Here is a 25,223-nt window from a genome sequence, read left to right as displayed (position 1 = left end):
TCAGGCGCCGGTCTCGGCGGCGCGCCGGTATCCGCGCACCGCCGGGTAGCCGAAGACTGCGATCATGCCGACGGTCCACAGCAGGGTCTTCACCATCGGCTCGGCTACCGGACCGCCGTAGGACAGTCCGCGCATGGCGTCGATGGCACAGCTCATCGGCTGGTTGGCGACGATGTCCTGCAACCAGACCGGATAGGCGTACACCGGGACGAAACCGGAGTTGAAGAACATCAGCAGGGTGTTGATGATGCCGATGACATTGACCAGCATGACGCCCTCGGTAAGCGTGGCCAGCGCGGTGACGAACACCGCGAACCCGACACCGAACAGCACCGGAATGCCGATCAGCGCGAGCGCGGCAACGGGTCCCTGATCGAAGCGGAAGCCGATGGTGAAGCCGACCGCGATCACGAACAAGGTGGTGACGAGCACGCGGATGGCCTCGGCGAACAGACGCCCGGTCAGCCCCGCCGCCCGGTGCACCGGCATGGTCCAGAACCGGCCGAGCAGCCCGGTGGCCTTCTCGGTCTTGAAACCGAGCGCGCTGACCACCGCACCCGACATCGCGGCGACCAGGGTGATCATCGGAACCGTGCCGTAGACGCTGGGTTTGCCGGTGGCCATGGTGATCGAATCGCCCAGCACGATCCAGAACATCAGCAGCGTCAGCGCCGGGTACACGATGGTCTGGATGGTCGTCGCGGGATCGCGAGCCCACACCAGCAGCAGCCGCTTGGTTTGGATCAGGCTGTGGGTCCACCAGTTACCGAGCGAGCTCTCCGATCGCGCGTGCACAGTCGGCAGCGGGGTGTTCCACCCCGTCTCCGGCGCCTCGGTCACCTCGACGGCCTCGGTTGTCTCGACTGAACTCATGACCGCCTCACACTCGCCCAGACCGCCAGCGGGGCGAAGAGCACCGCGGCGCCGATCAACCACGCCATCGGCACCCACAGCACCTGCCAGGTCACGCCGTCGGCGGCCATATCGCGCAGGGCGAACGACAGCTGGGAAATCGGCTGATTGCGCACGAACGGCCGGATCCACTCCGGGAATCCGGACTCCGGCACGAACCCACACGACAGCATGCCGAAGATGAGCGTCGGCAGGGTCAGCGCCTGACTCAGCGATTCCGGGCTCTTGGTCAAGCTGCCGAGCGCATCGGCGCCGAGTGAGAGCACGATGCTGATGGACAGCGAGAACGCACAGAACAGGATCGCCTGCCCCCAGCCCGCCTCGAACCGGAACCCGATGACGTGGCCGTAGATCAATGCCGCGGTCAGCGAGAACACCGAACGGACCACACCGGCGGAGATCCGCGCCGACAGCGGCACCATGGCACCGATCGGCATGGTTTGCAGCCGGGTACTGAGCCCGGTCAATGCTTCGAATGCCGACAGCTGCGCATTGGACATCATCGTGAACGCCATCGTCTGCAGCACGATGATCGGCATGACGAACTGGGCGTAGTCGATGCCCTGGAACTTCATCACGTAGCGCAGCGGCAGATAGAAACCGAGCGTGAACACCAGCGGGGTGATGATCGCGACGACCAGCTCACCCTTGGTGGCCATGGTCCAGATGATGCGGCCGGTGAGCGCGCGCCACTGGGCGAAGGACGAGAGTTTGGCGACGGGCAGTTCGGCGAACAGCTGGGTGCCGCCTGCCTCGGTGGTGGCAGCAGCGGTCACGCGTGGCCGCCCGAATGGCCGGTGATGGACAGGAACACGTCGTCGAGCGAAGGCCTGCGCAGTGCGATATCGGCCAGCTCGACCCCGGCCGAGTCCAGCCTGCGCAGCGCCTCGGCCAGGGTCGTCGCCCCCTCCGGCGCCGGGATGGACAGCCGGTCGCCGCCGTTGAGTTCCGCCGATACCGCCGCGGGCACCAGATCGCCGAGTGCCGTGGCGGCCTTGGTCAGATCCGACGGGTCCAGCGGGACGACCTCGCAGTAGCTGCCGCCGGTCTTCTCTTTGAGCTCATCGGCGGTGCCCTCGGCGATGACGGTGCCCTTGTCGATGACGATGATGTTGTCGCTGAGCACGTCGGCCTCTTCGAGGTACTGCGTGGTCAGCAGGACGGTGATGCCCTGGGCCTTGAGCGCGTTCACCAGATCCCACACGCCCTGACGGCTGCGCGGGTCGAGGCCGGTGGTCGGCTCGTCGAGGAATACGACCTCGGGCCGGACCACGAGACCGCAGGCGATATCGACACGCCTGCGCATGCCGCCGGAGTAGTTGCGCACGGCGCGACGGCCCGCGCTGACCAGGTCGAATTCCTCGAGCAGGGTGTCGGCGCGGGTGCGAGCGGCCGATTTGGTCAGGCCCATCAGCCTGCCGAACAGCTCCAGGTTCTCCCGGCCGGACAGGTTCTCATCCAGCGCGGCGTACTGGCCGGTCATCATGATGGAGCGGCGCACACCGGCCGGATCCTTCTGCACGTCGTGACCGGCGACGATCGCGGTGCCCGAATCCGGGCGCAGCAGCGTGGACAGGATTTTGACGGTGGTGGTCTTGCCCGCACCGTTCGGGCCGAGGACGCCGAGCACACTGGCGCGCTCGGCGGTGAAGCTGATGCCTTGCAGCGCGTGCACCTCACCGAACGACTTCCGCACGTCCGTGACCTGGACCGCGGGTTCGCTCGCGGGCGACTCGACTTGATTCGAACTCGGCATCAACTCTCCACTATCGGCCGGGCAGGGGCGGGATGCCGGAGCGCACGCAGCGACGTCCCGCTTGGTGATCCGTACCGCCGGGCGCGATGTTACCGGCCCTGGCATTTCGCTCGGACCGGTCCGGCCGCACCGGAGACCGGCCCACTCGGCTGTGCGCTTACTCACACTATCGGTAGGGGATCGAATAGGCGCAGGTACGGCGGGTATTCGGCAGTGCTAGGGCAGCGGAGGTACCTTGTCGGCCGGTGACCGCGCCCATACTCTTGGGTCCATGGCCGAGTCCGCGCAGCCTGATGTGGCGGCGCGTTCGGGAGGATCGGGCCGACCGAGCGTGCTTACCTCCTACGACCCACGCACCGGGGAGACGGTCGGCAGCTATGCCGTCCAGGGTTCCAGCGAGCTGAAACGCGCCGTTCGCGCGGCACGGGCAGCCGAAAAGTGGTGGGCCCAACTGAGTTCCGGTGCCCGCAAACGATGGCTGCTGGATTGGAAACGCAGCATCTCCCGACGCGCGGGGGAACTGATCGACCTCGTCCGCGAGGAAACCGGCAAACCCGAGGCCGACGCCGCCATCGAGGTGATGCTGGCGATCGAGAATCTCGACTGGGCCGCCCGCAATGCCGCGCGCACCCTCGGCAGGCGGGTCATCGACTCGAACTGGCTGACCCGCAATCAGCGCGCGTCGGTCGGCTATCTGCCTCTCGGCGTGATCGGGGTGATCGGCGCCTGGCACAACCCTGTTTTCACGCCGATGGGTTCCATCGCCTACGCCATGGCAGCCGGAAACGCCGTGGTGTTCAAACCGCACGAGCTGACCACCGGTGTCGGGGTGTGGCTGGCCCAGACCTGGCTGGAGCTGGCGCCCGATCAGCCGGTGCTGCAAGCGATCACCGGCGACGGCTCCACCACTGCGGCCCTGTGCCGATCCGGGGTGGACAAGATCGCCTACGCGGGCCCGGAAGCCGAGGGCCGCAGGGTGATCGAGATGTGCGCCCAGACCCTGACGCCGGTCGTGGTCGAGTACAGCGGTAAAGGCGCCATGGTGGTGCAGGTCGATGCGAAACTCGACGACGCCGCCGAGGCCGCGGTGTTCGGCGCCATGGCCAATGCCGGCCAGAACGCCGCCGGTGTGCAGCGCGCCTACGTCGCCGAGTCGGTGTACGACCATTTCCTCGAGCTGGTGGTCGAGCACGCGCGGCGGTTGCGCCCTGGCGCGGCCAGGCACGCCTCCTACGGCCCGATGATCCTCGAAGAGCAGACAGATGTGGTCCGCAGGCAGGTGCGCGACGCACTCGCGCGCGGCGGGCGCGCGGTGGTCGGCGGGCTCGATTCGATCCGCGAACCGTATGTCGAGCCGATCGTGCTGACCGACGTGCCGGAGGAGAGCCTTGTCGTCAGCGGCGAGGCCATCGGCCCGGTGCTCGTGGTGAACAAGGTCGCCGATATGGACGAGGCGGTGCGGCGGGTCAACGCCGTCGGCAGCGGGATCTCGGTCTCGGTATTCACCCGCGATATCGCCAGCGTCGAAGCCTTCGCCGAACGTTTGCGGGTTGGCGTGGTGACCATCAATTCCGCGACCGCGTGTACCGGGATTCCGGCGCTGCCGTTCGGCGGCGTCGGCGAGTACGGGCAGGGCCACAGCCACGGCGAGCTCGGCCTACTGGAGTTCACCCGCACCCTTGCCATTGCGCGCACCAAGTATCGGGCGCCGCTGAAACTCACCACATTCGACCGCAATCCTCGCCAGCTGCGGCTGGCCCGCACCATGTTCCGGCTGCGGCACGGGCGCTGAGGTTCCGGAACAGGCGGCCCGAGCAGCAGGCCATGCGGCGGCACCGACCCGGCGTCAGGGCAGTCCGCGCAGCATCACCCGACGGCACCGGTATCGAACGCGCGTCAGCGCGACGGGCCGAGCATGACCGCCATCATCAATGCGTGCACCCTCGCGATGTGCTCGGTGCGCGTGTCGAAGCGAACGAGCCTGCCGACATCGATGACCTGACCGATCGCCGCATGTACCCGGAACCGCGCCTCGATCGGATCGCCGTCGAGCAGATTGGCCCACTCCAGCACGTTCTGCCGTTGGATCGCGCGCAGCTTGTGCTGCTCGGCCTGCGGCAGATTGCTGAACTCCGCGTAATACACCGGCATGATCTCCGGCATCGCGAAACTGAGCCGCACATATCGGTCGGCGATGCGGTCGACGGCGTCGGCGCGACCGGTCGCCTCCGCCAGCGCCTCGCTGATGGCGATGGCGAGCCGGTCACCGGTGCGGTGGAAGGCCGCGGCCAGCAGATCGGATTTGCTGCTGAAATAGCGGTAGACGCTGGAGGCGTTGATCCCGACGGCCGAGCCGATTTCCTCGATGCTCGCCTCGTGATAGCCCTGCCTGCCGAAGATCCGGATGGCCTCGGTGAGCAGCTGTTCGCGCTTGGAGGTGACCGGCAGACCGCGTGGCTGCGGCGCCGGGTCGGCGGCGCTCGGCGCGGCGGGCAGCTCGGCACGCACGATCGCGGTGGACATGTCCCGCAGCAGCGGCAACAGCCGGGCGGTGGACAGCGCGGTGCGATGGGCCGAGATGCTGCCGACAGTGCTCAACACACCGGCGGCGAGCAATGCGACGTCCTCGGGCGAGGCGTCCGGGCGCAAGTGCGCGATCGGTGCGGCGAAGGTGGCGTTGAGCCCGTCGTAGAGCTTCTTGATCCGGGCGCGGTCTTCTTTCTCCAGGTAGCGCCGCTCCCAGCGGTACAGGCCCGCTTCGCGCCGGATGTCGATGGTGTGATCGGCGACGGCGCGGATCAGCGCGTCCAGGCGATCGGCCGGGTCGAGCACCGGATCGTCGGCAGCGGTGGCGACGTCGAGCAGCTGGCGCGCGCCTTCCTCGGCCGCAGCGACCAGCAATGCGTATTTGTTGGCGAAATGCCGGTACAGCGCCGGACCGGAGATGCCGACCTCGGCCGCGATCTCGTCCACCCCGACCGGGTAGTACCCGCGTTCGCTGAACGCGCGAGCCGCCGCCCGGATGATCTGGACCTTGCGATCCTTGGGCCTGCGGCGCACGGTTCGACCGCCCGCCGGCCGCGTGCGCACGAGGTCGACCTCGCTGCGATCGGCGACCATGTTGCTCTCCGTTCTGCGGCAGCGCCACCGGTTGACAGCGCCGGACAAATCATCCTAAGTTAACCACAATTCGCAAAGTTAACCACGATTCACGGCCGGTGTCCGCCGAATCGCATTACAGGGAGCGGAAATGGTCAGCCACGATTCATCATCTTCGGCCGCCGGGTTCACCGCGGTACGCGACGGCCGGGTCCTCCGGGTCACCATCACCAACCCAGGCCGCAAGAACGCCATCTCCTATCAAACGATGGTCGCCCTCGGCGACACGTTCCTGGCCGTCGCCGACGACCCGGCCGTGCGGGTAATCCTGCTGACCGGCGACGGCGGCGACTTCTGCACCGGCGCAGATCTGGCGGCCGACGCCAACGGCATCACCCCGGAGATGACGATGGACGCCGCGAACCGCCTGGTCCGCGCGATCGTCGACACCCCGGTGCCCGTCATCGCACGTATCCGTGGCGCCGCGGCCGGTGTCGGGGTCGGTATCGCCCTGGCCGCCGACCTCGTCTACGCGGCCGATGACTCCTACCTGCTGCTCGCCTTCATCAATATCGGCCTGATGCCCGACGGTGGCGCCGCGGCATTGGTCGCCGCGGCGGCCGGACGCCCGCTGGCCAACGAGATGGCGCTGCTGGGTAAACGTCTGCCCGCCACGGCGGCGAAGCAGGCGGGGTTGCTCACCGCGGCGCTCCCTGTCGACGAGCTCGACGGCGCCGTCGAGGCGGCGGTGGACAAGATCGCGGCCGGCCCGCGCCGTGCGCTGGAACTCACCAAGAAGGCACTCAACCTTGCCACCCTCACCGCATTGGACGAGGTACTGGCGGCCGAGAAGTCCGGCCAGGTCGAATTGCTGGAATCGGCCGATTTCCGGGAGGGCGCGGCCGCCATGCTCGGCAAGCGCAAGGCCGTATTCGCCGACTAGCCACACCTGCACGCTCCGGCCCGAGGACCGGGGACTATGTTGCCCGGCTATGACTTACCTGGATACCGGGGCAACTGAGTCCATCGGTCGGTTCCTCATCCCCGAACTTTCTAGGAACCTGTCGAAACGGCGACGGCCGCCCCGGTAGTTACCGGGGCGGCCGTCGTGTGTCGGAGAGGATCAGATCCCGAGGCCCTTGGCCAGTACCGGCCAGGAGCGCTGGAACTCGTCACGCCAGTAACCCCAAGAGTGGGTACCGGAATCCCGGAAGTTGTAGGTGGCCGGGATGCCGAGGGAGTCGAGCTTGCCCTTCAGATTGTTCGTGCAGTAGTTGGTGCCCGCCTCGATGACACCGCCGATGACGATCTGGTTGGCCAGGCCGTAGGCGCCGGGAAGCGCGTAGGGGCCGTTCAGGGTGTCGTACCGGCCGGGCAGGCCGTTGCCGGTGGAGATGTAGAGGTCGAGGCCGCGCAGCTGCTCGGCGTTGACGTACGGGTCGTTCTTCACCCACTCCTCCGAGCCCACCGGGCCCCACATGTTCATGGTGTCGCCGCCGCCCCAGGTCTCGACGGTCAGCTTCACGAACTCCGAGCCGATCGGGTCACTGGTCTGGGCGCAGCCGCTGTAGGCGGCGGCAGCCTTGTACAGGCCGGGCTTGGCGATGGGCAGCGCGAGCACGGTGGTGCCGGAGGTGGACAGGCCCGCGATGGCGTTGGTGCCGTTGGTGCCGAGCGCACCGTCGACCAGCGGGGGCAGCTCCTCGGTGAAGAAGGTCTTCCACTTGTTGCGGCCGAGCACCGGATCGTCGGCGATCCAGTCGGTGTAGTAGCTCCACTTGCCACCGACGGGCTGCACGACGTTGACGTTCTTGTCCGACAGGAAGTCGAGGGCGTCGGTCTTCACCTGCCATGAGGCGTCGTCCTCGCCGCCGCCCGCGCCGTTGAGCAGGTACAGGGTGGGACGGGGCACCGAGGCGTCGGCCGGACGCTGCACATCGATCTGAACGTTCTCGTCCATCGCGGCGGAGTACACGTGCAACCGGATGTTGCGGTCGTCCTTGTACTCGGCCTTGACGATGCGGGAACCATCGGGCGCGGTCGGGTCGCCGAGCAGGGTCCTGTTGTCGATGATCGGGTCAGCCGCTGCCGCCGGGGATGCGCCGATTCCGGACATGACTCCCGCGAGAACTGCCGTTGCCGCGATCATCGCCGCGGCACGAGTGCCGCCGCGCCGGGTGAGTCGACGTGTCAATTTCGCACCTTCGCTTCTTCTCGAGATTTCATCGGGCATTCCCATGACGACTGCTGTCGGCGGGCATCCCAGGTCGGGCCGGGACAGACATCGCCGCGTCACGCCCGACCATACGGTCTATGTAGTCGTGACAACAGGAGGCATCGTTACCACACCGTTGCCACCATCATGCCGGAACCGCTTATATCTGATCATGATCGACCCGCCGTGCGGGCGGGATCCAGCCGGTCGGCCAGTATCGGACCGATCTCGGCCAGCGCTTCCGGCGATGTCATCTGATCGTGATCTGCCGCGACCGGGTGGTCGTCGACGGCGCCGTCGACGTAGGCGTCCCAGTTGCGGGCCGCCGTCTCGTGGCCCGCGGCGCTGAAGTAGTCCAGCCTGCCGCGGAACACACCGGGCCGGTGCTCGGCGATCAGCTCGGCCGAGCGGACGGCGCTGCGGTAGATACGGCGCACCCGTTCCGGGGTGAGCACCGCCATATCCGGCGGGATGGTGGCGTGCAGCGCAGCCAGCGCCTCCTCGGTCAGGTCGTGGATGTCACCGTCGGGCAGCTGGGCGTCACCGATGCCGAGTTCGGCCAGTGCGTCGCGGATGGCGGCGCGGAAATCGGTGACGTCGATGGCCGGATGGCTGTCCAGCATCGCCAGCAGCGTCACCTCGTGACCGGCCGCCTGGAGTTCGGTGGCGACCGCATGCGCGATCACCCCGCCCAGCGACCAGCCGAGCAGCCGGTACGGGCCCTCGGGCTGGACGGCGCGGATCTCGGCGGCGTACCGGCGCGCCATCTCGCCCAGCGAGCGCGGCAGGTAGCGCTCCTCCGACAACGCAGGCGACTGGAGGCCGTAGATGGGGTACCGGGCGGGCAGGTACCGAGCGAATCCGGCGTAACACCAGGACAGTCCGTACATCGGGTGGATGCAGAACAGCGGGTCTGCCGCGTCGGTGTCGTGCGGCACCCTGGTCCGGATCGGCAGCACCACCCCGAGTGCGGCATTGGAGTCGAGGTCGTAGTCGTGCTCGCCGGCCAGCACCGCCAGGATCTTGTCGGCGAGGTCGGCAGGGGTGGAGTCGGTGAAGAACCACTGCACCCGGATCTCGGCGCCGGTGCGGGTACGCAACCTGCTCACCGCGCGGGTGGCGATGAGCGAGTTGCCACCCAGGTCGAAGAAGTCGTCGTCCATGCCGACCCGCTCGACACCGAGCACTTCCGCGAACACCTCGGTGATGGTGCGTTCCAGTGGCGTCGTCGGCGCGCGGAACGGGCGGCCGGCCAGTTGCGGCACCGGCAGAGCCATGCGGTCGAGTTTGCCGCTGGCGTTCAACGGCATCCCTTCCAGCATCACGATCGCCGACGGCACCATGTAGGACGGCAGGGCGGCACGGGCATTGGCGAGCAGTTCGCGCTCGTCGACGGTGCGGCCCGGCGCGGGCACCACGTAGGCGACCAGCCGGTCGCCGGTGGTGGCACGGACCAGCGAGACCGCGGCGTGGCGCACCGATTCACCGGCGAGCAGCACCGTCTCGATCTCGCCGAGCTCCACACGCTGACCGCGCAGCTTCACCTGGAAGTCGCTGCGGCCCAGGTATTCCAGTGCGGCGGCCGAGCCCGCACCGGTCCAGCGGACGACGTCGCCGGTGCGGTAGAGCCTGGTGCCGCCCGCGCCCGCGACGAAGCGTTCGGCGGTCAAGGCAGGGCGGTCGTGGTATCCGCGGGCCAGCTGCACACCGGCGACATACAGTTCACCGGCCGCACCGGGCGGTACCGGCCGCAACTGCCGATCCAGCACCAAGACCCGGGTGTTGGCCACCGGCGTGCCGATGGGGATCGCGGTGGCCGCGGTGTCGGTGACCGGATGGTCGGTGACGACGGTGGCTTCCGCGGGCCCGTACCAATTGACCAGCTCGGTGCCGGGAAGCGCCGCGCGGAACGTCGCGGCGGTCTCGCCGGACAGTGCCTCACCGGCCGCGAACACCCGTCGCAGGGACGGGTAATCGGCCGCGGCGGCGCCACTGGCCACCGGGTCGAGGAACGCGTCCAGCATCGACGGCACGAAATGCACCGTGGTGACCGAATACTCGGCGATGGTCCGGGCCAGGTAGGCCGGATCGCGGTGACCGTCGGGTTCGGCGACCACGATGGCCGCGCCGGTGTGCAGCGGCCAGAACAGTTCCCAGGTGGAGATGTCGAAGGTGATCGGCGTCTTGTGCAGCACCACATCGGTGCCGTCGTGCGGGTAGGTGCGTTGCGCCCAGCGGAACTGGTTGGCCATCTGCCGGTGGGTGATCATCACGCCCTTGGGCTTGCCGGTGGAGCCGGAGGTGTAGATGACGTAGGCGATGTCGTCGGGCCGCACGGTGGCACGGCTGAAGCCGTTGGCCGGTGCCAGATACAGCGTGTCCACGGCGATCACCGGTACACCGGTTCCGGTGGTGAATCCGTCGTCGGTGGTGGTGAGGACGCAGATCGGTGCGGCACCGGAGAGCACGTATTCGCTGCGTTCGGCCGGATGATCCGGATCGATCGGCACGTAGCCCGCACCCGCGCGCAGTGTCGCGTAGATCGAGACCACCAGATCGATACCGCGCCGCATGGCGACGCCGACCAATGTGCCGGGCCCGACGCCGAAGTTGGCCAGCTCGGCGGCCAGCGCGCGGGCGCGCGCGTCCAGTTCGCGGTAACTCAGCAACCGCGCGCCGTAGCGGACGGCGGGCGCATCCGGTGTGCGGGCCACCTGGGCGTCGAACAGCGACATCAGCGTCGAAGCGTCGAGCAGCTCGGGCACGTCGGTGGCATTGCGCGCGGCCAGTTCGGCGGCCTCGGCGGGCAACAGCACGTCGATATCGGCGACCTTGGCCTGTGGATCGGTGACGAACCGGCCGATCAGCGCCTCGAGCCGGCGTGAGAGGGCATCGGCGGCGTCGGTGTCGAACAGGTCGCGCAGGTACTTCACCGACACCCGCAGCTGATGGTCGAGCACCACCATGACCGTCACCGGATAGTGCGTGCCGTTCACGGCGCCGACGCCGGTGATATTCATACCGTCGATGGCACTGGCCTCGGCCAGTCCTTCGCGGTCCACCGGGAAGGACTCGAACACCACGAGGGAATCGAACAGCCCCTCCACACCGACGGCCTCCTGGATATCGCTGAGGCCCAGGTAGTGGTAGCCGAGCAGATCGGCTTGTTCGGCCTGCAATTGCCGCAGCAGACCGCCGAGGGTGTCGGTGGCGCCGAGCCGGACCCGCACGGGGATGGCATTGAGGAACAGCCCGACCATGGCTTCCACACCGTCCAGTTGCGGTGGACGGCCGGAGACGGTCGCACCGAACACGACGTCGTCGCGGTCGACGCTGCGCCCGATCAGCAGACCCCACGCGGCCTGAACCACCGTGTTCACGGTGACACCGAGGTGGGCGGCCAGGCGGGTCAGCGCGGTCGTATCGGCCTGGGACAGTTCGAATCCGACCTCACCGACACCGGCCGAGATCTCCCGGCCCGGGTCCACCGGCGCCAGCGGCGTCGGCTCGGTGATCCCGGTAAGCGCGGTGCGCCACGCCTGCCGGGCGGCCTCGGCGTCCTGGGCGACCAGCCAGGACAGGTAGTCCCGGTACGACGGAACCTGCGGCAGATGCCGCGAGTTGCCGCCGAGGGCGTAGAGGGTGAGCAGATCCTTCATCAGCAGCGGCATGGACCAGCCGTCGATCAGGATGTGATGGCTGGTGACCAGCAGCTGGTAGGCGCTCTCGGCGTCGATGCCCGCGGCCGTGGTGCGGATCAGTGCGAAACGCAGCAGCGGCGCCGACCGCATATCGAAATGATCGGCCAGATCAGCGGTCGTGATGCGTTCGGCCTCGGCAACGGCGGTGGCCGGATCCAGATGCGAGAGATCGATCATCCGCCACGGGACCTCGATCCCGTCCTGCACGATCTGCACCGGAGCACCATCGGCGTCGTCGGCGAAGGCGACGCGCAGGTTCGCGTGCCGGTCCAGCACCGCCTGCGCGGCGGCCTGCATCCGGGCCGGGTCGACGGTGCCACCGAGGTCGAGGACGAACTGGGTGGTGTAGACGTCGACGGAGGTGTCGGCCAGCAGGGCATGGAACAGCATGCCCGATTGCAGCGGCGTCACCGGCCAGGCATCGGTCAGCTCCGGATAGTCGCGGGCGAAGCGATCGATATCGTCCTGCCGCAACGAGACCAGCGGGAAGTCCGACGGGCTGAACCCACCCGCGTCCGGACGCAGGCCGTGTTCGGCCAAGCCGCCGAGGGCGCGAATCCAGTGCTCGGCGAAGGTTTTCACCTCGTCGGCGGCGAATATCGCTGCCGCGTAGTCGAAACGGGCCAGCAGACCGTCATCGGTGGCGTCGACGGTCAGCGCGAGCAGCAGATCGTCGGTCGGGACGTCGGTGTGCACGCGGGCCGGACGCAGGTCGCGGTAGCGCAGCGCGAACCGGCCGCGGCCGAAATCGCGCAGGCCCGCGGCGGCCTCGGGGTTCAGGTAGCAGAGCAGGCCGTAGCCGACACCGCGGCCGGGCACCGCACGGTGCAGTTCCTTGATCTGCGCGAGCGCGGCGCCCGCGCCCCGGCCGCCGACCAAGGCATCGGGCACGTCGACGCCGTCCAGCCGCAATGGCAGCGGATAGGCAGTGCGGAAGCCACCGACGATATTGCTCGCGTCGATATCCGCGGCGGCGCGGCCGTCGGCATCGAGCCGGATGACCGAACCCACCGCGCGGGTGACGGTTTCGTGCTGTGCGGTGTGCAGGGCGAGCGCGACCGCGGTGAGCAGTACCTCGTCGACGCTCGCGTGATAGGCCTCGGCCACCGCGGCCACGGCCTCGGTGCCCTCGCCGGTGATGGTGAGTGACACCCTGCGCCGCGACCGCAGATCAGCGGCACCGGTAGGCAGGTCGTCGCGGGTGGCGGCGGCCAGCTTCTGCTGCCACCAGTGCGCTTCCTCGGCCATGGCGGGCGAGGACGCCCGCTCGGCCATCGCCCGGATGAGGGCGCCGAGACCGGATTCCGGCGCGGCGGGGGCGGCGTGCCTGCCGCGGTTCCAGGCGGCGGTCAACTGGTCGATGATGGTCCGCCAGGACAAGTCGTCGACGACAAGCGCGTTGGCGACGACCACCAGCCGGAATGCCTCCGGAGTACCCGTGGCCACGAAGTGGATATTGCGGCCCTGTTCGGGATCGAGCGCGTCGATTGCCGCGCCGACCACGTCGTCGATGGGCAGCGTGGTCTCACCGAGTTCGGGATCGAGCCAGCTGAACTGGCGATCGACCCGGTCGGTGACGGCGGGGATGCGCAGCCGCGGCGCCGCGCCCGCCAGGTCGAGGCGCACCCACAGCATCGGATGCTGATCGAGCACGGCGCCGACCGCGGTCTCCACGTCCTCGGCCGGACAGTTGCTCGGCACGTCGAGCACGATGGCGCGGGGTTCGACACCGGTGCCGGTGTGTTCGAGCAGCCGGATCGCGGTCGGGGTGGCGGGCAGTTCACCCGCTTCGTCGCCGGGGGCGCCTGCGACGGTGGCAGCGGCGGCCAGCGCCTCGACGGTCCTGGACTGGAATACATCGCGCGGAGTGAAGTCGACGCCCTTGGCCCTGGCCCGCGACACCACCTGGATGGAGACGATGCTGTCGCCACCGAGCGCGAAGAAATCGTCGTCGAGGCCGACTTGTTCGACGCCGAGCACCTCGCCGATAACCGCTGCGATCACCTGTTCAGCGTCGCTGCGCGGAGCGCGGAAGGCGCGGGTCTCGAGCACCGGCTCCGGCAGCGCGCGCCGATCGAGCTTGCCGACCGGCGTCAGCGGAATCTCGTCGAGCACCACGATCGCCGTCGGCACCATGTATTCGGGCAGCACCCGGCCGAGCTGGGTGGTGAGTTCGGTGACGTCGGGGGTGATGCCGCGCTCGGGCAGCACGTAGGACACCAGAATGGTGGCGCCCGCCGCGGTCTCGCGTCCCATGGTGACCGCGAAATCGATGCCGGGATGGGCGGCAAGGGCGCTGTCGATCTCGCCGAGTTCGATGCGGAAACCGCGCACCTTCACCTGGAAGTCGTTGCGGCCGACGTATTCCACCTCGTCGCCACGCCAGCGGACGACGTCGCCGGTACGGTAGAGCCGCTCGCCGGGCGCGCCGTAGGGGTCGGCAACGAATCGCGCCGAGGTCAGGCCGGGTCGCGCGTGATAGCCGCGGGCCAGCTGGATACCGCCCAGGTACAGCTCACCGGCGACACCCTCGGGCACCGGACGCATCCGGGTGTCGAGCACCAGCGCACGCATGCCGCGGATCGGCGCGCCGATGGTCACCGGATCGCCGGGACGCAGCGGATCGCTGATATTGGTCATGATGGTGGTCTCGGTGGGGCCGTATCCGTTGTGGAAGGCCCGGCTTCCCGCGCCACCCCATTTGGCAACCAGCTCGGCCGGGACCGCTTCACCACCGGCGACGATGCCGCGCATCCCGGACAGCGCCGCCGAATCCAGCGAGGCCAGTACCGACGGGGTGATGAATGCGTGCGTCACGCCTTCGGCGCGAATGAGTTCGGCCAGTTCGTCGCCGCCGAACATCAGCGGCGGCGCCACCACGAGGGTGCCGGCGGAACCGAGCGCGAGCAGCAGTTCCAGCATCGACGCGTCGAACGACGGTGAGGCGAAGGCCAGTGCCCGAGTGGAGGTGTCGAGCCGGTAGCGCTGTACCTGTTCGGCGCTGAAGTTCGCCAGGCCGGCGTGGGTGACCACGACGCCCTTGGGCAGACCGGTCGAGCCGGAGGTGTAGATGACATAGGCGGCATTGGCGGCGCGGATCGGCCCGCGCCGATCGGCAGCGGTGATCGGCGCGTCCGAACGTCCGGCGACGTCCGCGGTGAAGCCGCGATCGTCCATCCGAATCCAGCCGCCGCCGGTCATCGGCGGCAGATCGTCGAGTTCGGCGTTCATCGTGATACCCAGCGCCGCACCGGAATCGCGGACCATATGAGCGATGCGGTCGGCCGGGTAGGTGGGGTCGATCGGCACCAGGGCGGCACCGGTCTTGGCGACTGCCCACAGCGCGAGCACCGATTCCACCGAGCGACGCAGCGCCACCGCGACCAGCACATCCGGCCCGGCCCCGCGCTCGATCAGTGCGCGGGCCAGCTGAGAGGAGGCGACGTCGAGTTCGGCGTAGCGGAACGAGCGCTCGCCCACCACGACGGCGGTGCCGGTGGGGTTGGCGGCGACGGCGTCGGCCATCAGCTCGGGCAGGGTGCGCACCGGTTCGGCCGGACCGCCCGCACGGTGGGTCAGCTCGACGCGTTCGGAGTCGTCGAGGATATCCAGATCACCGACGGCCCGGCCGCTGTCCCGGGCGACGGCGGCGAGGACGCGGCGGAATCGGTGGCCGAAGCCTGCCACGGTCGACTCGTCGAACAGGTCACGCGCGTACGTGAATTCGGCGGCGATACCCGCTTCGGCGCCGTGCCCGTCGCGCTGCTCACGCACGGTGAGCAGCAGATCGAACTTGGCGGCGTCGGCGGCGGGGTCGAGGGCGGCGAAGCTGAGGCCGGGCAGTTCGAAGCTGGTCGCGGCCAGGTTCTCGAACGACAGCGCCACCTGGAACAGCGGATGTCGTCCGGCCGAGCGTTCCGGATCCAAGGCTTCTACCAGGCGCTCGAACGGGACATCGGCGTTGGCGAAGGCCCGCAGATCGGTGTCCCGGTTGGCCGCGAGCAGCTCGTCGAAGGTCAGCTCCGGCGCCACCCGGGTGCGCAGCACAAGGGTATTGACGAACATGCCGATCAGATCGTCGAGTTCGGCCTCACCGCGGCCGGCGATCGGAGTACCGACGGCGATGTCATCGGTGCCCGACATGCGGGACAGGAACACCGTCAGCGCGGTGTGGACCACCATGAACAGGGTGGCGTTATGGGCGCGGGCGAGCTCGGTCAGCGCGGCGTGCACGTCGGCGGGGATGACGAATTCGCTCTTGCCGCCCGCGAAACTCTGGGCCGGCGGGCGCGGCCGGTCCGACGGCAGGTTCAGCTCGTCGGGCAGATCGGCCAGTTCCTTGGTCCAGTAGTCGAGCTGAGCACCGGCCACCGATCCCGGATCGGTTTCCTCGCCGAGCACTTCGCGCTGCCACAGCGCGTAGTCGGCGTACTGCACCGGCAGCGGCGTCCAGCTCGGCTCGTTGCCGCCGCTGCGCGCGGCGTAGGCGAGCATCAGATCGCGGGTCAGCGGGCCCATGGACCAGCCGTCGGCGCTGATGTGGTGTGCCACGAACACCAGCACGTACTCGCTGCCCGCGAGCTGGAAGAGCCTGGTGCGGAAGGGGACCTCTACCGTGACGTCGAATCCGGTGCCGACCACGCGGCCCACCTCGTGACCGACGCGTTCCTCGCCGATCTGCGCGGGTGTCAGGTCGATCGGCACCTCGCCCGGCGCCAGCACCTGCTGGACCGGACCGTCGGGGGTATTCGGGTAGATGGTGCGCAGGATTTCGTGCCTGGCGACTATATCGCCGACGGCCCGTCCCAGCGCCACCACATCGAGGTCACCGGAGAGCCGGATGGCGGCCGGAATGTTGTAGACGGCGGCGGCGGTGTCGAACTGGTTGAGGAACCACATCCGCTGCTGGGCGAACGACAGCGGAATCCGGTCCGGCCGTGGCCTGGCGACCAGCGGGACGCGGACGGTATCGGTGCTGGTGTGTTCGACCTTCACCGCGAGACCCGCGACGGTGGACGCCTCGAACAGCGCGCGCACCGGGACCCGGGTATCGAGTGCCGCACCGATGCGGGCGGCGACCTGGGTCGCCAGCAGCGAGTTACCGCCGAGTGCGAAGAAGTCGTCGTCGGCGCCGACCTGGTCGATGCCGAGCACCTCGCGGTATGCCGCGGCCACGATCTCCTCGACCGGGGTCGAGGGCGCACGGAATTCGCGCGCCTCGAATTCCGGCTCCGGCAGCGCCTTACGGTCCAGCTTCCCGTTGACGTTGAGCGGCAGCGCATCCAGCACCACGAACGCCGACGGCACCATGTACGACGGAAGCGCCATGGTCAGTCCGGCCAGCACCTGAACCAGATCGAATGCCGCTCGGTCGGTGCGTCGTTCCAGTCCGACCTGGTCCACCCGAGCGGACGACGCGGCCGGAACCACGTACGCGACGAGCCGGTCACCGGTGTGCGGATCCGACTTCGCCAGCACCGCGGCCTGTGCGATCTGCGGCAGCTCGAGCAGCGCCGACTCGATCTCACCGAGTTCGATCCGGAAACCACGGATCTTCACCTGGAAGTCGGTGCGGCCCAGGTACTCCAGCTCCCCGGTCTGGTGCCCACCCGCCGCCCGGCCACCACCCCTCATCGAATCGCTGCGCGATGCAGGCACCCATCGCACGAGGTCGCCGGTGCGGTACATGCGCTCGCCGTCACCGAACGGGTCGGCGACGAACCGGTCGGCGGTCAGGTCGGGACGGCCGAAATAGCCGCGCGCCAGCTGCGCGCCGGCCAGATACAGCTCACCGGGCACACCCGCGGGCACCGGACGCAACCTGGCGTCGAGAACGTAGGCGCGACTGTTCCATTCCGGACCACCGATCGGGACGGTCGCACGGTCGGCGTCGGTGACGCGGTGGCTGGTGATCGAGACCGCGGCCTCGGTCGGGCCGTACAGGTTGTACAGCGCCACAGCGGGGTTCGCGGTCCGGAAACGCTGGGCCAGACCGGCGGGCAGTGCTTCACCGATCGCCAGCACCCGCCGCAGGGCGTGCGGCGCGGTGGCGGCGGTGACCAGCAGCGCTTCCAGCATGGACGGCACCACATGCAGCGTGGTGACCTGTTCGCGCGCCATGAGGTCGTGCAGGTAGGCGGGATCGCGGTGGCCGTCGGGTGCGGCGATGACGAGTCTGCCGCCGCTGACCGCGGCCGACCAGAACTCCCACACCGACAGATCGAACGTCGCGGCCGTCTTGAGCAGCACGGCGTCGTCGGCGCCGAGACCGAACTCGGCGGTCTTCCACTGCAATTGGTTGACGATCGCGCCGTGCGGGACCGCCACGCCCTTCGGCCGCCCGGTCGATCCGGAGGTGAAGATGACGTAGGCGGTGTGACCGGGACGGATCGGGGCGAGGCGCTCGGTGTCGGCGATGGGGGCCCCGGATGTCGCCGGGTCGACGTCGTCCAGACTCACCAGCAGCGCGTCGGAAGTGGTGAAACCGGTGGCGGCATCGGTCAGTACACAGACCGGTCGCGCGGTATCGAGGATGTAGCCGGTGCGGTCGCCCGGCTGATCCGGGTCCAGCGGCACGTAAGCGCCACCGGCCCTGGCCACCGCGTACATGGCGATCACCAGTTCCGGGGACCTGCGCAGGGCGAGGGCGACCCGGGACTCGGGGCCGACGCCGAGCGCGAGCAGGTGCCGGGCGAGGCGGTTGACGCGGGCATCGAGTTCGGAATACGCGAGCTCGACCCGCTCGCCGTCCTGGTCGGCGACGATCGCGACGGCGTCGGGGGTGGCGGCGACGGTGCGGTCCAACAGTGTCACCAGGGTGGCGCGGTCCGCATCGGGCAATGCCTGACGGGTGTCGTTCCAGGTGGTCAGGACATCGGTGCGCTCGGCGGCATCGAGGATGTCGATATCGCCGACCGGTGCGGTCGCGTCGGCCACCACGGCAGCCAACAGGCGCGCGAGCCGCTCACCGAACACGCGCACGGTCGCGGCGTCGAAAAGGTCGGTGGCGTAGGTGAAGAAGCCACCGATACCCGCAGGCGCGCCGGACTCGTCATAGATGTCGGAGACGATCAGATGCAGATCGAACTGCGACACGGCCAGATCGGCGTCCACGCCGCTGACGCTCAGACCCGGCAGTTCCAGCGCGGCGCGTGCCACGTTCTGGAACGAGAGCCCGACCTGGAACAGCGGATGACGGGCGGTCGAGCGCGGCGGGTTCAGCACCTCCACCAGACGTTCGAACGGCACGTCGGCGTGGGCGAAGGCTTGGAGATCGACCTCACGCTGACGGGCGAGCAGATCCTCGAACGATTCACCGGCCTCGACCAGGGTCCGGAACACCACCGTGTTCACGAACATGCCGATCACGTCGTCCAGCTCGCGCTCGCCACGACCGGCCACCGGCGTTCCCACGGCGATATCGGCGGCCCCGGACAGACGCGACAACAACACGGCGAACGCGGTGTGCACGACCATGAACAGCGTGGCGTTATGGCTGCGCGCCAGGCTCACCAGACCCGCATGAGTGTCCGCGTCGATCGAGACCTCGACCCGTCCACCGGCCATCGACGCGACGGCGGGACGCGGCCGATCGGCGGGCAGCTCGAGCACATCCGGCAGCTCGGCGAGCTGGTCGCGCCAGAACGTGATCTGGCGTGCGGCCACCGATTCCGGATCGGATTCGTCGCCGAGGACCGCGCGCTGCCACAGCGCGTAGTCCGCGTACTGGACCCGCAAGGGCGCCCAGGACGGCACCTCGCCGGCGACACGGGCGGCGTAGGCCACCATCACGTCCCGGACCAGCGGACCCATCGACGACGCGTCACCGGCGATGTGGTGCACCACGACCGTGAGCACATACTCCGGCGCGGAACCCGGTGCGGTATCGGAGATCTCGATCAGGCGCACCCGGACCGGAACTTCCTCGGTCACATCGAACGGCTGCGCCGCCAGCGCGTACACCGCACCCGCGACATCGACCTGTGCCAGCTTGCGCACCGCCACATCGAGGCCGACCTGGGCGGCGGGCAGCACGACCTGCACCGGCCCCTGCGGCGTCTCGGGGTACACCGTGCGCAGCACTTCGTGCCTGGCGACCACATCATCGAGTGCGGCGCCGAGAGCTGCTGTGTCGAGCAAACCGGTCAGGCGCAGCGCGAACGGCAGGTTGTAGGCCGCCGAACCCGCTGCCGCGGCGGCGCCTTCGCCCTGATCGAAACGGTTGAGGAACCACATGCGCCGCTGCGCCAGCGACAACGGCAGCTGCGGCGGGCGCGGGATGCTGCCGAGGGCGATGCGGTCCTCGGTGTGGGTCTGCGAGTCGATGGCAGCGGCCAGCGCCGAGACCGTCGAGGTCTCGAACAGCGCACGCACCGGGATCCGCGCGCCGACCGCAGCGCCGAGTCGCGCGACGACCTGGGTGGCGACCAGCGAGTTGCCGCCGAGCGCGAAGAAATCGTCATCGGCGCCGACCCGGGTCAGTCCGAGCACTTCGCCGAACACACCGGCGACGATCTCCTCCACCGGCGTGGACGGCGCGCGGAAGGCCCGCATCTCGAAGACCGGTTCCGGCAGGGCCTTTCGATCCAGCTTGCCGCTCGGGTTCAACGGGAACGCGTCCAGCGCGACGATCGTCGCGGGCACCATGTACGCGGGCAGCGTCTCGGCGAGGGCTTCCAGCAGCCTGGTCTGTTCGATGGTGTGGCCGGGCGCGGGCACGGTATAGGCCACGAGTTGGTCACCGAGCGCGGTCGCCACGACCAGTGTGACGGCCTGGCTGACCGAGTCCTGCGCCAGCAGCGCGGTCTCGATCTCACCCAGCTCGATGCGCTGACCACGGAACTTCACCTGGAAGTCGGTGCGGCCCAGGTAGTCGAGGCGATGCGGGGCCATGGCGGTGGCCTCGCGCCAGACGCACAGGTCACCGGTGCGGTACATGCGCTGGCCGGTGCCGAAGGGGTTGGCCACGAACCGGTCGGCGGTGAGGTCGGGGCGTCGCACGTAGCCGCGGGCCAGCTGCTCGCCGGCCAGATACAGCTCACCGGGCACACCGGCGGGCACCGGACGCAGCCGCGAATCCAGCACGTAGACCCGGGTATTCCACTGCGGCAGGCCGATCGGCACGGTGCGTTCGATCGATCCGGCGGCGGGCCAGAAGGTGACCGAGACCGCGGCCTCGGTGGGTCCGTACAGGTTGTGCACATTGGCGTTCGATACCGCACGCAACGCGGTCACCGTCTCCGGCGGCAGCGCCTCACCGATGACGAACACCTCGCGCAGCGTCGGGCAGGAACCGGGCGCGGTATGCGCCGCGAACACCGTCAGCATCGAGGGCACGAAGTCGGTGACCGTCACCCGCTGCGCCGCGATGGTCTCGGCGACATAGGCCGGATCGCGGTGGCCGTCGGGAGTGGCGACGACCAGCCGTGCGCCCGCCCGCAGCGGCATGAAATAGCCCCACAGCGACACGTCGAACGTGGTCGCGGTCTTCTGTAGGTACACATCGTGGAAGCCGAGCGGGTACTCCGCGAGCATCCAGGTGATCTGGTTGTGGATGGCGGCGTGCGAGATGGCCACGCCCTTGGGGCGGCCGGTGGAGCCGGAGGTGAAGATGACATAAGCCGGATGGTCCGGCCGTACCGGACGCAGCAGCTCCTGCGGACGCACCGGCGTCGCGTCGAAGCCGTCGAGATCGGCGGTGTCGATGTAGAGCGCGGGCGTGCCCTCGGGCAGCGACCGGCCGTCGGTCGTGGTCGTGACCACCGTGACGGGCTGCGCCGTATCGAGGATGTGCGCGATCCGCTCGGCCGGATGATCCGGATCCAGCGGAACGTAGGCACCACCGGCGGTGACGATGGCGTACATACCGACCACGAGGTCCAGCGAACGCCGCACCGCGAGACCGACCAGCGACTCCGCGCCCACACCCTGCGCGATCAGCAGCCTGGCCAGCTGGTTGACCCGATCGTCGAACTCGCGGTAGGTCAGGTCCTTGTCCTCGTACACCACGGCGACGGCGTCGGGACGCTGCTCGACCGTGCGCCGGTAGCCGTCGAGCAGCAGCTCGGACGTGATCGGGAAGCGGGTGTCGTTCCACTCTCGCAGCAGCCGGTCCCGATCCGCGCCGGCGAGCAGCTCGATCTCGCCGACCGGAGCCTGCGGATCGCGAGTGACCGCGGTGAGCACCCGATCGAAGCGCTGGGCGAACTCGGCGACCGTCGGTTCGTCGAACAGGTCGGTGGCGTAGGTGAACTGGGCTGAGAGACCGGCCGGAACACCGTCGGCGGTACGCGGAACGATGGTCAGCTGCAGGTCGAATTTGGCGACCGCACCGGCGAACTCGACGCCTTCGGCGGCCAGGCCGGGCAGCTCGAGGCGCGGCGCGTTCATGTTCTGGAAGAACAGCGCCACCTGGAACAGCGGATGGTGCGCCTGCGAACGCACCGGATCGAGCACCTCGACCAAGCGCTCGAAGGGCAGTTCGGCGTGCGCGAAGGCCGCCAGGTCGGTGTCCTTCACGGTGTCGAGCAACGCCGTGAACGAGGAGCCGGTGTCGATCGGGGTGCGCAGCACCAGCGTGTTGACGAACATGCCGATGAGCGCGTCGAGTTCGCGCTCGCCACGGCCCGCGACCGGCGTGCCGATGGTGACGTCATCGGTGGCGGCCAGTCGCGCCAGCAGCACCGCGAAGGCGGCGTGCACGACCATGAACTCCGAGGCACCGGTGTGCTGGGCGATCTCGGCCAGGCGAGCATGGGTCTGCGCATCGATCTCGAAGTCGTAGACCGCGCCGCGTCCGGAGGCGATCACAGGCCGTGGCCGGTCGGCGGGCAGGTCGATCCGGTCGGGGACCCCGGCGAGAGCGTCGCGCCAGAAGCGGATCTGCGTGGCGGCGGGCGAGTCCGGATCGTCCTCGGATCCGAGCACTTCGCGCTGCCACAGTGTGTAATCGGCGTACTGGACCGCCAGCGGCGCCCAGGACGGCCGCGCGCCATTGCGCCGGGACAGGAACGCCGACAGCAGATCCCGCATGAACGGCGCGACCGAGGCGCCGTCGGCGGCGATATGGTGCACCACCACGGCGATGATGTGCTGTCCCGACCCGACGTCGGCCAGCGCGAACCGCAACGGCACCTCGTCCGCCACATCGAATCCGGTGAGGGCGAGCTGCCCGAGCCAGTCGGGGAGTTCGGCCTCGGTCACCGGCTTCGGCGCCAGATCGGGCACCACCTCGTCCGCGGGCACGATCACCTGGTAGCCGGTGCCGTCGATGGCCGGGTACACCGTGCGCAGCGTTTCGTGCCGCTCGATGACGTCGGTGATCGCGGCCTGCAGCGCGGTCACATCGAGCATGCCGCTCAACCGCACGGCGAAGGGGATGTTGTTGGCCGCCGAGGCGGTGTCGAACTGGTTGAGGAACCACATGCGCTGCTGGGCCAGCGACAGCGGAATATGGTCCGGGCGCGGCATCGGGGTCAGCGCCCGGCGCCCGCCCGCACCCTTCAAGGGCTCGAGTTTCCGGGCGAGGCCCGCGACGGTCGGTGCCTCGAAGATCAGCCGAGCGGGCACCCGCGCACCCACCGCTTCGCCGAGTCGCGCGGCGACCCTGGTGGCGATCAGCGAGTTGCCGCCGAGTTCGAAGAAGTCGTCGTCGGCGCCGACGGGTTCACCGGTGCCGAGCAGTTCGCCGAAGACCTCGGCGACAGCCTCCTCCAGCGGCCCGGACGGCGTGCGGAACACCCTGGTCTGCAGCTGCGGTTCCGGCAGCGCGCGGCGGTCCAGCTTTCCGACCGGAGTCAACGGGATCGCGTCGAGCACCGTGATCGCGGTGGGCACCATATGCGCGGGCAGGCTGCGTTCGGCGAACGCGTCGAGGGCCGCGGTATCGATGACCGCGCCCGGTGCTGCGTGCACGTAGGAGGCCAGGATCGTCGCGCCGCTGTCGAGCCGGTGACCGATCGTCACCGCGAAATCGACGGTCTCGTGTGCGGCCAGTACCGCATCGATCTCGCCGAGTTCGATCCGGAATCCGCGGATCTTGACCTGGAAGTCGTTACGGCCCAGGTACTCCAGCGTGCCCTCCGGCGTGACCCGTACCAGGTCGCCGGTGCGGTAGAGCCGAGCGCCGCTGGGATCGAAGGGGTTGGCGACGAAACGTGCCGCCGTCAACGAGGGCCGGTCGTGGTAGCCGCGCGCCACCTGAGAGCCCGCGATGTAGAGCTCGCCGACGGCACCGTCCGACACTGGGGTCAGGCGCTCGTCGAGCACATGCTCGGTGATGGCACGGATCGGCCCGCCGATGGTCACCGGTTCGCCCGGCACCAGCGGCGCGCTGATATTGGTCATGATGGTGGTTTCGGTGGGACCGTAACCGTTGAAGAATTCCCTGGTCCGCCCGTCGGAAATAGGCAAAACCCAGCGCCGCACCAGCTCCGGCGGGCAGGCCTCACCCCCGGCGACGATCACACGCAGCTCGTCGACTCCGGCCGGATCCACCGAAGCCAGCGCGGCCGGAGTGATGAACGCGTGCGTCACGCCCTCGCGCCGCAGCAGCGCGGCCAGTTCGTCACCGCCGTACACCGTCGGCGCGACCACCACCATGGTTGCCGGGCCGCCAAGCGCCAGCAGCAGTTCGAGCACCGAGGCGTCGAACGACGGTGAGGCGAAGTGCAGGGTGCGCGACTCGGGCGTCACCCGATAGCGCTCGCGCTGCTCATCGCAGAAACTCGACAGCCCGGCTTGGGTGACGACCACGCCCTTCGGCTTTCCGGTCGACCCCGAGGTGTAGATGACGTAGGCCGGATGTTCGGCGCGCAGCGGCCGCACCCGGTCGGTGTAGGTGACCGGATCGACCGGGTAGCTCTCCAACGCACGGGCCGTCTCGGCGGTGTCGATCAGCAGCCATTGCACCCGATCCGGCAGATCGTCGCGGACCGCGGCGACGGCAAGGCCGAAGACGGCACCGGAATCGGTGACCATGTGCTCGACCCGGTCGGCGGGATAGTTCGGGTCGACCGGGACGAAGCCGGCTCCGGTCTTGGCGACGGCCCAGACCGCGATCACAGACTCCAGCGACCGCGGAATGCCGACCGCGACCAGATCCTCCGGGCCGATCCCGCGCGCGATCAGCAGATGCGCCAGCCTGGTGGAGCGTTCGTCCAGCTCGGCGTAGGTGAGGCTACCGAGCGTGGTGGTGGCATCGGCGAAGGTGACCGCGATACCCCCCGGATTCGCCTCGACGGCGGTGGCCAGCAGTTGCGGCAGGGTGGTGACCCGCGGGCGCCGGATGCGGGTGGGGCGAACTCGTGCCGGACGTGTCATGCCGGCATCGTCCCCCGGACCTCGCCGCGCCACTGCCCACCCACCGGTTTCATGTAGCTGCCTCACCCTGCCTGTAGTCGTGTCCTCGGCCTGCCCGGACCGATCGACGGAGTACGCCGTCATCTCTGCATCGAGTAGGCGTGTGCCGATCGTTACCGTTCACGGTGGTTCATCGCTGCCACCGACGAACTACCGGGCCCGATTATCCCCCGCCCGCGCA

General features: G+C 69.0%; 7 protein-coding genes and 1 pseudogene. 2 read left to right on the top strand and 6 right to left on the bottom strand.

The features are described from left to right. From ACFXNW_RS05610 to ACFXNW_RS05600, 3 genes are read right to left on the bottom strand one after another with little or no spacing between them, the layout of a single operon-like run. Nucleotides 1-873 carry an ABC transporter permease gene (locus ACFXNW_RS05610; protein WP_379416093.1) on the bottom strand — a complete coding sequence of 291 codons (873 nt, stop codon included), beginning with the start codon at nt 871-873 and terminating at the stop codon, nt 1-3. Next, the gene (locus tag ACFXNW_RS05605) at nt 870-1,649 is read right to left on the bottom strand and encodes an ABC transporter permease (RefSeq protein ID WP_379416317.1); all 780 of its coding nucleotides are present in this window, start codon (nt 1,647-1,649) and stop codon (nt 870-872) included. Before ACFXNW_RS05605 ends, ACFXNW_RS05610 begins: the two co-directional genes overlap by 4 nt. A gap of 35 nt (nt 1,650-1,684) precedes the next feature. Next, nucleotides 1,685-2,668, bottom strand: coding sequence for an ATP-binding cassette domain-containing protein (locus ACFXNW_RS05600; RefSeq protein ID WP_379416091.1), 984 nt, complete (start codon nt 2,666-2,668; stop codon nt 1,685-1,687). A 271-nt stretch (nt 2,669-2,939) separates the two neighbouring features. Here ACFXNW_RS05600 and ACFXNW_RS05595 point away from each other — a divergent pair, with 271 nt between their 5' ends. Beyond that, nucleotides 2,940-4,460: an aldehyde dehydrogenase family protein gene (locus ACFXNW_RS05595; RefSeq protein ID WP_379416090.1), complete on the top strand. Its 1,521-nt coding sequence runs from the start codon at nt 2,940-2,942 to the stop codon at nt 4,458-4,460. Nucleotides 4,461-4,564: 104 nt separating this feature from the next. Here ACFXNW_RS05595 and ACFXNW_RS05590 read toward each other — a convergent pair whose 3' ends face one another. After that, entirely contained in the window at nt 4,565-5,788 is a 1,224-nt protein-coding gene (locus ACFXNW_RS05590) for a TetR/AcrR family transcriptional regulator (protein ID WP_379416088.1), read from the bottom strand. Nucleotides 5,789-5,918: 130 nt separating this feature from the next. Here ACFXNW_RS05590 and ACFXNW_RS05585 point away from each other — a divergent pair, with 130 nt between their 5' ends. Beyond that, nucleotides 5,919-6,710: an enoyl-CoA hydratase gene (locus tag ACFXNW_RS05585; protein ID WP_379416086.1), complete on the top strand. Its 792-nt coding sequence runs from the start codon at nt 5,919-5,921 to the stop codon at nt 6,708-6,710. Between the two features lie 180 nt (nt 6,711-6,890). On the opposite strand, the gene ACFXNW_RS05580 is transcribed toward ACFXNW_RS05585, so the two are convergent. Continuing rightward, the gene (locus ACFXNW_RS05580; RefSeq protein WP_379416315.1) at nt 6,891-7,916 is read right to left on the bottom strand and encodes an alpha/beta hydrolase; all 1,026 of its coding nucleotides are present in this window, start codon (nt 7,914-7,916) and stop codon (nt 6,891-6,893) included. A gap of 236 nt (nt 7,917-8,152) precedes the next feature. Then, a pseudogene (locus tag ACFXNW_RS05575) lies at nt 8,153-25,003 on the bottom strand (amino acid adenylation domain-containing protein); the annotation flags it as partial. Nucleotides 25,004-25,223 lie beyond the last annotated feature (220 nt).

This window comes from Nocardia sp. NPDC059180, from assembly GCF_042754945.1.
GTDB lineage: Bacteria > Actinomycetota > Actinomycetes > Mycobacteriales > Mycobacteriaceae > Nocardia.
This window is presented reverse-complemented; position numbering and strand designations above follow the sequence as displayed.

Excerpts from the sequence above, each read along its gene's own strand:
- ACFXNW_RS05610 (WP_379416093.1), bottom strand. The coding sequence starts at position 873 with ATGAGTTCAGTCGAGACAACCGAGGCCGTCGAGGTGACCGAGGCGCCG.
- ACFXNW_RS05600 (WP_379416091.1), bottom strand. The coding sequence starts at position 2,668 with ATGCCGAGTTCGAATCAAGTCGAGTCGCCCGCGAGCGAACCCGCGGTC.
- ACFXNW_RS05595 (WP_379416090.1), top strand. The coding sequence starts at position 2,940 with ATGGCCGAGTCCGCGCAGCCTGATGTGGCGGCGCGTTCGGGAGGATCG.
- ACFXNW_RS05590 (WP_379416088.1), bottom strand. The coding sequence starts at position 5,788 with ATGGTCGCCGATCGCAGCGAGGTCGACCTCGTGCGCACGCGGCCGGCG.
- ACFXNW_RS05585 (WP_379416086.1), top strand. The coding sequence starts at position 5,919 with ATGGTCAGCCACGATTCATCATCTTCGGCCGCCGGGTTCACCGCGGTA.
- ACFXNW_RS05580 (WP_379416315.1), bottom strand. The coding sequence starts at position 7,916 with ATGATCGCGGCAACGGCAGTTCTCGCGGGAGTCATGTCCGGAATCGGC.